The sequence below is a fragment of the Nocardia sp. NPDC127526 genome (genome assembly GCF_042672265.1).
GTDB lineage: Bacteria > Actinomycetota > Actinomycetes > Mycobacteriales > Mycobacteriaceae > Nocardia.
The window spans coordinates 161379-172452 of sequence record NZ_JBHXVO010000013.1; the positions used below are offsets into that span (position 1 = coordinate 161379).

Sequence of the window (11074 nt, forward strand, 5' to 3'; positions counted from 1 at the left end):
GACGTGAAGGAACTTTCGATGACACGCCCCGCATGGAGCGACGACGAGGTCGAGGCGGTCCGTGGTCTGGCGACCACCTTCTTCGAGAAGGAGGTGATCCCGCACGAGGAGAAGTTCATCGCCCAGGGACATCCCGACCGCGCCCTGTACCGGCGCGCCGGTGAACTGGGTCTGCTGTGCGCGGCCATCCCCGCCGAATACGGCGGTGGCGGCGGCACCTTCGCGCACGAGGCGGCCATCATCGAGGCCCAGACCCACACCGGCGACGGCGCGCTGGGCATGTCGGTGCACTCCTCGATCATCGCCCCCTACATTCACCAGTTCGGGTCCGAGGAGCTCAAGCGGCGGGTGCTGCCCAAGGCGGCCAGCGGGGAGATGCTGCTGTCCATCGGCATGACCGAACCCGGCACCGGTTCGGATCTGCAGAACATCAAGACCCGCGCGGTGCGCGAGGGCGACGAGTACGTCATCACCGGCCAGAAGATCTTCATCTCCAATGGCTGGCTGTGCGACGGCATCATCATCGCCGCCAAGACCGACTCCAGCCAGGGCGCGGCCGGCATCTCGCTGATCTTCGCCGAGGTCTCCGACGAGACGCCGGGGTTCAAGCGCGGCCGCATCCTGTCCAAGATCGGCGGCAAGGGGCAGGACACCGCGGAGCTGTTCTTCGACGGCGTGCGGGTGCCGGCCTCGAACCTGCTGGGCGAGGCCGAGGGCCAGGGCTTCTATCAGATGATGCAGATGCTGGCCCAGGAACGCCTGGTGACCGCCATCCTGGCGGTGGCCATGACCGAGAAGGCGGTCGAGCTGACCGTCGACTACACCAAGGGCCGCGAGGCGTTCGGCAAACCGCTGTTCGCCATGCAGAACACGCGCTTCGAGCTCGCGGAGTGCGCGACCATCGCCAAGGTGGCCCGGGTGTTCCTCGACGACTGCATCGGCAAGCACCTGCGCGGTGAGCTCGACATTCCCACGGCGGCGATGTCGAAGTACTGGTTGACCGACCAACTCGGTAATGTGGTGGATCGCTGCCTGCAACTGTTCGGCGGCTATGGCTACATGACCGAATACCCGATTTCCCAGTTGTACACCGGCGCCCGGGTTCTGCGGATCCTCGCGGGCGCCAACGAGGTGATGAAGGACCTCATTGCCCGCTCACTCTGACACCACGATCGAGCCGAACCCCACCGGCGGTGCCGCGAGCACCGCCGCCGGCTCCACCGGCCCTGCCGCCCATGGCACGGCCGAGGCCGACGCGCGTGCGCGGCGGCGCCGGCTCGAACCCGACGAGCGCCGCGCCCAGATCCTGGCCTGCGCCATCGAGATGTTCGGCGAACGGCCGTATGCGGCCGTGTCCACCGCCGAGCTGGCTCAGCGGGCCGGGGTGGCGCGCGGGCTGATCAACCACTATTTCGGCAACAAGCGCGACCTGTATCTGGCGGTGGTGCGGCGCATGGTGACCCTGCCGCGGCCCGGCACTATGGTGATGCCCCTGGAAGGCAGCACCCGCGAGCGCATCGACGCGAGCGTGTCGTGGTTGCTGGACACCATCGGCGAGCACGGCACCACCTGGGTGAAGGTCACCGGCCTGGAGGGCATCGGCGACGATCCGGAGGTGCAGCGCATCCTCGACGAGGCCGACAATGCCGCCGCCGAACGCGTGGTGCAGATGGTGGGGCTCAGCGATTCGCTGCACAGCGCCGAATTGCGGGCCCTGGTGCGCTGTTACGGCGGGCTGGTGAAGGCCGCGGGCCGGGAGTGGATCGTGCGCGGCAGCCTGAATCGGGCGCAGGTGCACAATCTGCTGTGCGACACCCTCACCACGCTGATCACCGAATCGTTCCCGAAGGTGAACGGCAGCAACTGAATCCGATTCGACGCCCGGCACGTGATGGTCGCGCCGCGGCACGATGCCGTCGAGGGCTCCGGCGCGGGCGGCCACGTCGATGCGCAGGTGTCGGTGCGCGTGGACTACGCGATCACCCCGCTGGGCGCGAGCCTGATGCCGGTGCTGCGGTCGGTGCGCGAGTGGGCCGAAGCGAACATGGACGAGGTGCTCACCGCGCGTGAGAGTTTCGACACCGAGAACACGGTCCGATCCGGGAATGCTGCCCGATCGTGAACTGTTGGCTGCCGGTATGGCAAAGGATGATCTCGGTAAGATCGGTGTCTGGCAGTACTACTCGGCGCTCACCCCCGCCGCGATGCGTGAACTCGAGCAACTCGGCTACGGCACCGTCTGGCTCGGCGGTTCCCCGCCCGCGAACTGGGACGGCTACGACGCCCTGCTCGAAGGCTCCGACACGATCACCCTCGCCAGCAGCATCGTCAACATCTGGGCCTCCCCTTCCAAGGACGCCGCCGCCACCTTCCACCGCCTGAACGACCGCTTCCCGGGCCGCTTCATCCTCGGTGTCGGCGCCGGGCACCGTGAGCAGACCGACGCTTACACCAAACCCTATGACGCCCTGGCCGCCTATCTCGACGACCTCGACGCCGCCGGTGTCCCCGCCGGCCAGCGCGCCCTGGCCGCCCTCGGCCCCCGCGTGGCCAAACTGGCCCGCGACCGCACCCTGGGCCCGTTGCCGTACCTGACCGTCCCCGAGCACACCGCGAGCCTGCGCGAGTTGCTCGGCCCCGACACCTTCATCGGCGTCGAGCACAAGGTCGTCTTCGACGAGGACCCCGAGCGCGCCCGCGCCACCGGCCGCGACACCGTCGGCTTCTACCTGGGCCTGAGCAACTACACCAACAACCTGCGCCGCTTCGGCTTCACCGACGCCGACCTCACCGCCCCGGGCACCGACCGCATCCTCGACGCCCTCGCCGTGCACGGCACTCCCGAGCAGATCGCCGACCAGCTCACCGCGCACCTGCGCGCCGGCGCCGACCACGTGGCCGTGCAGATCCTCGGCAGCGACTACCTGCCCGCGCTGCGCGCTCTGGCACCGGTGCTGGCCGAGCGAGCCAACTGAGCGTGCGGATTCCGGCCACGACCGCGCCGGAATGACGAGGCGAGCCCGCGGGCAGGACCGGCCGCACCGGCGGATTCCACCTGGACGCGCACCGCATTTCGCGGCCGATGCTCATCGTTGCCGGCGCGAAATGCGGTGTGGGCCGGCCTCTCGAGGTGTGGGCCGCTATTCGCGCCAGCCGCGCAGCTCGACTCCGCGCGCGATGTCGACGCGGAAGCCGACGGTGATCTCCGCGGTCGCGCTCGGGTCCAGCGGCAGCTCCCAGGTCAGTTCGCCGAGGTCGGTGCGCTGCTTGGGATCCGGGCGGCAGGCCACGTCCTTGACGGTGATGCCGTCGTCGCGCGATACCGGAATCTGGTCGAGCACAGTGACTTTGGTGGCGCGGCGGCCGTAGTTGCCGACCTTGATGCGGTAGCCGAGCTCGCGGCGGGTGGTGCCGCCGAGGACGGCCTTGCCCGCGGTGCGCTTGATCAGATCGCGCTCGACGCGGATGCGGTCGTCCACACCGAGATTGAGTTCGATCTCCTCCTGCGGGGCCCACACCTCCAGGGTGGTGGTGCCGACGAATTCGGATTCGTGGAAGACCGAGGCCTTGCCCGGGCGCAGCGTGTGCTCGGAGGTGTTGACCGCGGTCGCCCGCAGGAACGCCTCCGGGCCGTGCACCGGGGCGGTCACGTGGTCGAGGGTGGCGGCCAGGTCGATGACGGCGACCGTGGCGCGGTGCGCGGTGCCGTCGCTGGGCACCGCCACCGGTCGCGCGGGCCGGTAGGTGGTGGCCGCCGCGCCGTGCTCCACGGCCGGTTCGGCGGCCGCGGCGAAATCGGCCAGCTCTTCGTGCGCCTCGGCCCGCGTGGGTGCGGCGCGGCGCATTACCGCCCCGCCCGGCGCGGGCGGCGGCGCACCGTAGGCGGCCGGTGCGCCGACCGCCATCGGCGGCATGGGCGGCGGCATGCGGTCGAGAAACCACGGATTCAGTTCCGGCAGTTGCGCGGTGATGGCCGGGCGCGCGGTGGACAACGCCAATTCGCCTTCGGGCCAGTCCTCCCCGGTGTTCTGGGTGATCTCGGCATGCCAGGTGAGGATGAGCTGCTCGCCGCGCAACCGAATGTCATAGCTCGACGTCCACCGCGCGTCGTCGATGACATAGGACAGTTCGATCTCGATCTCCCCGCCCGACCGCACCTCCAGGTCGACCACGACCATGCGCCGATCCGGTTGACGCTGCTTGCGATGCGCGGCGATCCGGCGTTCGAGCGAACGCAGCTCCTCGTCCTGCCGCAGCCGCTGCGCCGCCAGCTCCCGCTTGCGGGCGAGCACCGCCGCGGTCTGCTCGGCCAGCGCATCGGTGAACCCCGCCACCCGATCCGGGTCGACCTTGCCCTTGGCCACGGTCCGCGCGAACGCGCTACCGGCTTCGCGCCCGAGCGTGGCGAGCACTTCGGCGCGCCCGTCCTCGACCGCGACATGGTCGGCGGTCTCGGCCAACGCCACCCGCGCCGCGGTGAGCCGCTGCTCCAATTCCTGCACCGTGGCATCGGGCGAGCGCGGATGCTGCTGCATGGCGACATCCACGCCCACCACGCTGGCGTCCCCGCGCCCGTTCACCCGCACCGAATCCCGCAGCAAACCGATCGGTAGCCCGCCGACCCGCACCTGCTGGGCCCCGGCCTCGACCGCGACGACCGCGCGCCGGGTGATACGCGCCTGGCCCGGATAGACGACAACAGCGACAATCGGTGCATCCACAGTGGTCACGCCGCGAGGCTACCCGCGCCCCGCCCGCCCCGCGACGATGTTTCGGGTGCAGGCGAAACCCGTGGACCGCCACGCGGGGCGGCGCGCCGTGCGCGTTCGGCAACTCGCGAGTCTGCGACGCGCTCGGTGAGTTCGTCAGTCGCCGTTGTCCTTTCGGGCGCGGCTGGGCTGTACGCGGGAAGGTTCGTTGGGCATTTTCGGGTATTGGGGTGGCCAGGGGGCGTCCATGAGGCCGGCGGCCATGTCCTTGGCCGACATGTCCAGGAGGGGTTCGATGGATTGGGGGGTGCGGTCGGCCCAGGGGTCGCCGTGTTCGGCGACGCGGGCGGGGACGGTGGCGATGGTCAGGTCGTCGTTGGTGACGGTGGGCAGGTCGTCCCAGGGGATGGGGGTGGAGACCTGGGCGCCGACCTTGGGGCGCACGCACCAGGCGCCGAAAACCGTTTTGTGCGGGGCGTTCTGGTTGTAGTCGACGAAGACGCGGGAGCCGCGTTCCTCTTTCCACCAGGCGGCGGTGATGGTGTCGGGGTGGCGGCGTTCGAGTTCGCGGGCCAGGGCGACGGCGGCGGCGCGCACCTGGTAGCCGTCCCAGCGCGGTTGCAGCAGGGCGTACAGGTGCAGGCCGCGCGAGCCGGAGGTTTTGATGCGCACGTCGATGCCGAGTTCGGTGCACAGCGCACGGGTTTTGAGCGCGGCGGTGCGCAGGTCGTCGAAGGAGATGCCGGGTGAGGGGTCCAGGTCGATGCGCAACTCGTCGGTGGCGCCGGTGGGGGGCAGGACTTCCCCGGCGGCGTCGTAGACGGTGGGGGAGTCGGTGCTGCCGGGGTCGGCGTGGGTGGGCCAGACGTGAAATCCCAGGCAGCCCAGGTTGACCGCCCACAGGATGTGCGCCATGTCGGCGGCGACCAGGGCGTCGCTGGTGGTGCCGTTGGGGGTGGAGACCACCGTGGTCTGCAACCAGTCGGGCACCGATTTCGGGACGCGTTTCTGGAACCAGGATTTGCCCGACGCGCCGTCGGGATAGCGCTCCAGCAGTACCGGGCGGTCCTTGATGGTGTTCATGATCGGAGCGGCGACGGCGAGATAGTAGTTGACCAGATCCAGCTTGGTTTCCCCGCGCTTGGTGAAGTAGATCTTGTCCGGGTTGGAGATGGTGACGGTGCGCCCGTCGACTTCGATATCGGTTGCCGCGCTCACTGTTTCGCGCCTCTCGCTTCGTCGAAGATGGTGGCGAGTTCGGCGGGTGCGACCTCGTCGAGCTGGGCGTAGGTGCACGATTCGGGCGTGCGGTCGTCACGGAACCGCACCAGCCGCCCGCCGTGGCGGAACCTGCCGGCCATGACGTGCTCGTAGCGGACCTCGGCGACCAGTTCGGCGCGCAGCGGCTCCCACGACAGGTCCTTGCCGCCGGTCCAGCGGCTCACCCCGCCGGGCATCTTGCCCTCGGCCTTGGCCTGGGCGGCGGCATCGGCCCAGTTCTTCCACGGATGGTTCTCGAGGGCGTTGTCCCGCAGCGGCGCCAGCTCGGCGACCAGTTCCTTGCGGCGGGCGGCGGTGAAGCTGCTGGCCACCCCGACGTGATGGAGGTTGCCCTCCTCGTCGAACAACCCCAGCAGCAGTGAGCCCACGCCGGCGCCGTCCTTGTGCCAGCGGAAGCCGGCGACCACGCAGTCGGCGGTGCGTTCGTGCTTGATCTTCAACATGACCCGCTTGTCCTGCAGGTAGGGCAGATCCGCGGCCTTGGCCATCACCCCGTCGAATCCCGCGCCCTCGAAACGGGTGAACCAGTCGGTGGCCACATCCGGGTCGTCGGTGATCGGGGTCAGATGCAGCCGGTTGATGCCGTCCTCGTCGCCGTCGAGGACCGTTTCCAGGAGTCGGCGGCGTTCGTGGAAGGGCTGCTCGGTCAGATCCCGATCGCCGAGAGCGAGCAGGTCGAAGCCGACGAAACTGGCGGGGGTCTCGGCGGCGAGCTTGGCGACCCGCGAGGCCGCTGGATGCAGCCGCTGCTGCAGGGTGTCGAAATCCAGGCCGTTCTCGGTGACGACCACGATCTCCCCGTCGATGACGCACTTGTCGGGCAGCGCTTTGCCCAGCAGTTCCACCAGTTCGGGGAAATACCGGGTCAGCGGGCGATCGTTGCGCGAGCCCAGTTCGATCTCGTCGCCGTCGCGGAAGACGATGCAGCGGAACCCGTCCCATTTGGGCTCGAACAGCAGCCCGGGTTCGCGCGGCACCGTCGACACGGATTTGGCCAGCATGGGTTTGACGGGCGGCAGCAGGGGCAGCTCCACACGACCTCCTCGGGTAGGACTTACCCAGGTAGACGCCGTGACCGGCCCGGATTCACCGGTCGGCGGTTGCAGAAGATCGTACCGACCGGGTCGGACACTTCAGTGAATTCAACACAGCAGTGAATACGACCCGGCACGAGGTGCATCACCGCAGTGACTGCAATCAGGTCGTGACCGCAACCGCCGCCCGCCGATTCAGTTCTCGATCCAGCCGTGCTGATCGGCGAAGGCCGTCAGCCGGTCGCGGATGGTGAGAATCTCCCCGGCCGTCAGGGCCGGTGACGCGTCGAGCAGCAGTTCGGTGATGAGCCGCTTGTGCTCGGCCTCGCTGAGCTGCCCGCCCGCGCGTTTGTCGTTCTTGTGCCGGACCGGCGTGACCGAACCGCCGACCAGGGCCAGGTTGATCGCCTTCGGCCCCCGATCGCCCTCGGTCACATCGAATTCGAACACCCGCCCCTGCCGCAGCTCGTCTTCGTCCAAGCCGATGTCGTTGACATGGACGAACACGTCCGGCCCCCCGTCTTCCGGACGGATGAAACCGAAACCCCGAGAGCTGTCGAACGACACCAATTTCCCGATGGACACCTTAAAACACCCGCTCCTCGTCGCCGCGTCCCTCTGGTGGGACTTTAGTCGGCAGGTCGATCATTGTTGGAAGAAAGTGCCTTTTGCAACGAATCGAACACCGTCAGCCCCTGTCCCACCATGCCGGTGATCATTTCCCCCACCCCGTCGGGGCCGTTGAGCACGGTCACATTGGCATCGGCCAGGCCCACCGCGGCGTGCTTGACGATCTCGGGCAGCTGCTCGATGAGCAGCTGGTCCAGGGCGATCCGGTTGTGCGAGGCGGCGGCCTCGGCCTGGATGCGGGTGCGGTCGGCTTCGGCCTCGGCCAGGATGCGCACCCGTTCGGCCTCGGCGAGTGCGGGTTTGACCACTTCGGCCTGCAATTGCTGTTCGCGCAGTTCGGCTTCCTTGCGGGCCTGCTCGGCCTGGGCGGCGAGCACTTCCTGCAGGGCGACGGCCTGGGCGAGCGGACCCGCTTGGGCGGCTTCGGCATTGGCCTTGTCGATATCGCGCTGGTACTGCGCGCGCAGCACCGCGGTCTGGCGGGCGTATTCGGCCTGGCGGCGCAGCGATTCCTGTTCGGCCTCGGCGGCGGCTTGGGCGGCGGCGGCCTGGGCGATCTGGGCGTCGCGCTGCACGGCGGCATTGTGCGGGGCGGCCAGGGCGGTGATGTAGCCGAGGCCGCCGTCGTCGATGGACTGGATCTGGAAGGAGTCCACCCACAGCCCGATATTGCTCATCTCCACCTTGGAGGCGACCAGGACCTCGTCGGCCAGGCGCTGGCGTTCGCGGATGATCTCCTCCACCGTCATCGAGCCCACGATGGAGCGCAGGTGCCCGGAGAAGATGCGCCCGGTCAGCACCGACATCTCCTGTTCCTGTTCGGACAGGAACCGTTGGGCGGCATTGACGATGGAGCCGGTGTCGTTGGCGACCTTGAACGCGATGACCGCGCGCACATCCAATTGGATGGCCTGTTTGGTAACGCAGCGTTCCTTGATCTCGGCCTCGAACATGGCCAGCGACAAGTACCGCACCTTGCGGAAGAACGGCATCACCCAGGCGCCGTGGCCGATGACCACCCGAAACGGCGCGTTGTCCTTGGTGCCGCCGCCGGAGACCAGCATGGCCTCGTCCGGATCGGGCACGTGATATCCGAGCACGATTGTCTCTCCCCTCGAAAAATGAAAACGTCTCTGCGACTTGTCAATCGCCGGGAAGGGGGATCCACGCAACAACATCGACGAGCCGGCCGGGATGGGCGGCCACGATGAGCACGCTGGCGCCGGCGGGCAGCGGCTCCTCGCCGCGCGCGATGTACAACTCGGTTCCCCCTCGGATGGCGACGAGCACCTCGCCCAGCGCACCGGCGCCGCGCAAGGGTGTGGTGAGCGTACCGGTCAGCCCCACAACCGGGTCGGACATTGTCGGGTGGCTCCTCCTCGCGCGGTGAACGCTCAGACTACGCGGTGAAATCGGCAGGTGAGAGGGCGGATTCGGAATCGATCGCCCGGTGCGGTAACCCCAAGGTTGCTACCGCTCGGTATGATTGGCCGGGTTCGTGCCACCACCGACGCTCCACTCTCGCGAGAGGACTCGTATGGGCAAGCGCGCCAGACCCGCCGATCCGGTGGATTCTACCGGGAAACCCCTTGCGCCCGAACCGGATCCGGGCGATCCCTCGGAATCCGAGATTCGCGCCGAAGCGCTCGCCGACGCCGCGGGCGCGGACTTCTACGACAATGACGACGGTTGGCCGCCGCCGAGGTGACCGCCGCACCGGTTATCTCCGCGTGAACAGCGCTGCTGCGGCGCGTCGACCGCAGTGAAATTGTGCTGGTTCCCCAACCCCCGACCTGGCAGGCTGAAGCGGTGACCACTCCTCCGGATATACCGACCGGCGACCCGACCGACGACAAGCTCGACGCCGGGGTGCTCAAGATCGCGGGCGTTGTCGTGCTGGGCGCGATCATGTCGATTCTCGACGTGACCGTCGTGACCGTCGCGATCCCGACCTTCCAGGACGAATTCGGCGCCAGCTACGCCGTTGCCGCGTGGACCATGACCGGCTATACCCTCGCCTTGGCCACGGTCATCCCGCTCACCGGCTGGGCCGCAGACCGTTTCGGGACCAAGCGCCTCTATATGGCGGCACTGGTCTTCTTCGTGCTCGGCTCGGTGCTGTGCGCGACGGCGTGGAGTATCGAGTCGCTCATCGCCTTCCGCGTTATCCAGGGCCTGGGCGGCGGCATGCTGATGCCCCTCGGTATGACGATCATGACGCACGCCGCGGGCCCACACCGCGTCGGGCGCGTGATGGCCGTGCTGGGTGTGCCGATGCTGCTGGGCCCTATCCTCGGCCCGATTCTCGGCGGCTGGCTGATCGGCTACTACTGGGAGCTGATCTTCCTGATCAACCTCCCGATCGGTATCGCCGCGTTGATCTACGCCTGGATCGTGCTGCCCGCCGATCGGCCCGAGCCCTCGCAGTCCTTCGACTTCCTGGGCATGCTGCTGGCATCCCCGGGCCTGGCGCTGTTCCTGTTCGGCGTCTCCTCGATCCCGGAGGCGGGCACCGTCGTCGCGCGGCGGGTGCTCATTCCGGCCATCATCGGCGGAATCCTTATGGCAGCGTTCGTATTCCATGCGCTGCGTGCTACCCATCCGCTGATCGATCTGCGGCTGTTCAACAACTCCGCGCTGCGTTATGCGGTGCTGACCATGACATTGTTTGCCATGGCGTTTTTCGGGTCCGGTCTGCTGCTGCCGTCTTATCTGCAGCAGGTGCGCGGGGAATCGCCGATGATGGCAGGTCTGCTGATGGCGCCACAGGGTCTCGGTGCCATGCTGACCATGCCGGTCGCCGGCCGACTGGTCGACAAGATCGGGCCGGGAAAGATCGTGCTCACCGGTATCGCGATCATGTCGATCGGCATGGCGTTCTTGACCCAGGTGGGCGCGGATACCCCGTATCCTCTGCTGCTCAGTGCGTTGTTCGTGATGGGTCTGGGCATGGGGTGCACCATGATGCCGACCATGACGGCGGCCATACAGACCCTGACACACGCGCAGGTGGCGCGTGGATCGACGCTGATGAACATCGTCAACCAGACCGCCGGATCCATTGGTACCGCGGTCATTTCCGTGGTGTTGACCAATCTGCTGCTCGACAGGCCACTCGCGGGCGCGGCGATCGGCTCGCGCAAGGAGCCCGCGATTGCGGAGAAATTGCCGCCGGGCGCGCTCGATGAAGGGTTCCGCGAGGCCGCCACCGCCTTCGGACACACTTTCTGGGTGGCGCTGATCCTGTTGCTGCTCACGCTGGTTCCGGCGTTCTTCCTGCCGCGCACCAAACCCAAGGCCCCCGAGGGCGCGGACGCGGCCGCCACCGTCGTGCACTGACACCCGCCGCGGGGCGGGGCGGCCCCACCGCCGGGGGGCCCCCCCCCCCGCGGGGCGGGGGGGGGGGGGGGCCCGGCCCCC

The 11074-nt window shown here is 68.4% G+C and carries 12 protein-coding genes; 6 read left to right on the plus strand and 6 right to left on the minus strand.

Translation table 11 applies throughout. The features are described 5' to 3' along the window. Positions 1–18 precede the first annotated feature (18 nt). The 4 genes from ACFVIV_RS22120 (at position 19) to ACFVIV_RS22135 (ending at position 2975) form a co-directional block, all read left to right on the plus strand. Entirely contained in the window at positions 19–1164 is a 1146-nt protein-coding gene (locus ACFVIV_RS22120; protein WP_379199128.1) for an acyl-CoA dehydrogenase family protein, read from the plus strand. A gap of 139 nt (positions 1165–1303) precedes the next feature. Further along, on the plus strand, positions 1304–1867 hold the full coding sequence (locus ACFVIV_RS22125; protein ID WP_379199165.1) for a TetR/AcrR family transcriptional regulator: 564 nt from the start codon (positions 1304–1306) through the stop codon (positions 1865–1867). Between the two features lie 24 nt (positions 1868–1891). Next, positions 1892–2122 carry a winged helix-turn-helix transcriptional regulator gene (locus ACFVIV_RS22130; RefSeq protein WP_379199167.1) on the plus strand — a complete coding sequence of 77 codons (231 nt, stop codon included), beginning with the start codon at positions 1892–1894 and terminating at the stop codon, positions 2120–2122. A gap of 16 nt (positions 2123–2138) precedes the next feature. Continuing rightward, positions 2139–2975: an LLM class F420-dependent oxidoreductase gene (locus ACFVIV_RS22135; RefSeq protein ID WP_379199130.1), complete on the plus strand. Its 837-nt coding sequence runs from the start codon at positions 2139–2141 to the stop codon at positions 2973–2975. A 165-nt stretch (positions 2976–3140) separates the two neighbouring features. On the opposite strand, the gene ACFVIV_RS22140 is transcribed toward ACFVIV_RS22135, so the two are convergent. From ACFVIV_RS22140 to ACFVIV_RS22165, 6 genes are all read right to left on the minus strand, one after another. Then, entirely contained in the window at positions 3141–4730 is a 1590-nt protein-coding gene (locus tag ACFVIV_RS22140; RefSeq protein WP_379199132.1) for a mucoidy inhibitor MuiA family protein, read from the minus strand. Positions 4731–4865: 135 nt separating this feature from the next. Further along, positions 4866–5927 carry a DNA polymerase domain-containing protein gene (locus ACFVIV_RS22145; RefSeq protein WP_379199134.1) on the minus strand — a complete coding sequence of 354 codons (1062 nt, stop codon included), beginning with the start codon at positions 5925–5927 and terminating at the stop codon, positions 4866–4868. Continuing rightward, a complete protein-coding gene (locus ACFVIV_RS22150) occupies positions 5924–7024 on the minus strand; it encodes an ATP-dependent DNA ligase (protein WP_379199136.1) in 1101 nt (366 codons plus the stop codon). Before ACFVIV_RS22150 ends, ACFVIV_RS22145 begins: the two co-directional genes overlap by 4 nt. Before the next feature lie 195 nt (positions 7025–7219). Beyond that, positions 7220–7609 carry a cold-shock protein gene (locus ACFVIV_RS22155; RefSeq protein WP_379199138.1) on the minus strand — a complete coding sequence of 130 codons (390 nt, stop codon included), beginning with the start codon at positions 7607–7609 and terminating at the stop codon, positions 7220–7222. A gap of 44 nt (positions 7610–7653) precedes the next feature. Next, entirely contained in the window at positions 7654–8754 is a 1101-nt protein-coding gene (locus ACFVIV_RS22160) for an SPFH domain-containing protein (protein ID WP_379199140.1), read from the minus strand. A 43-nt stretch (positions 8755–8797) separates the two neighbouring features. After that, positions 8798–9016: a hypothetical protein gene (locus tag ACFVIV_RS22165; protein ID WP_379199142.1), complete on the minus strand. Its 219-nt coding sequence runs from the start codon at positions 9014–9016 to the stop codon at positions 8798–8800. A 175-nt stretch (positions 9017–9191) separates the two neighbouring features. Here ACFVIV_RS22165 and ACFVIV_RS22170 point away from each other — a divergent pair, with 175 nt between their 5' ends. After that, positions 9192–9362: a hypothetical protein gene (locus ACFVIV_RS22170; protein ID WP_379199144.1), complete on the plus strand. Its 171-nt coding sequence runs from the start codon at positions 9192–9194 to the stop codon at positions 9360–9362. Positions 9363–9463: 101 nt separating this feature from the next. Continuing rightward, positions 9464–10993, plus strand: a complete 1530-nt coding sequence (locus tag ACFVIV_RS22175; protein WP_379199146.1) for a DHA2 family efflux MFS transporter permease subunit — start codon at positions 9464–9466, stop codon at positions 10991–10993. Positions 10994–11074: the final 81 nt, after the last annotated feature.

What these genes read in the sequence shown, in the direction of transcription:
- ACFVIV_RS22165 (WP_379199142.1), bottom strand. Translation starts at nt 9,016, where the DNA reads ATGTCCGACCCGGTTGTGGGGCTGACCGGTACGCTCACCACACCCTTG.
- ACFVIV_RS22170 (WP_379199144.1), top strand. Translation starts at nt 9,192, where the DNA reads ATGGGCAAGCGCGCCAGACCCGCCGATCCGGTGGATTCTACCGGGAAA.
- ACFVIV_RS22135 (WP_379199130.1), top strand. Translation starts at nt 2,139, where the DNA reads ATGGCAAAGGATGATCTCGGTAAGATCGGTGTCTGGCAGTACTACTCG.
- ACFVIV_RS22130 (WP_379199167.1), top strand. Translation starts at nt 1,892, where the DNA reads ATGGTCGCGCCGCGGCACGATGCCGTCGAGGGCTCCGGCGCGGGCGGC.
- ACFVIV_RS22120 (WP_379199128.1), top strand. Translation starts at nt 19, where the DNA reads ATGACACGCCCCGCATGGAGCGACGACGAGGTCGAGGCGGTCCGTGGT.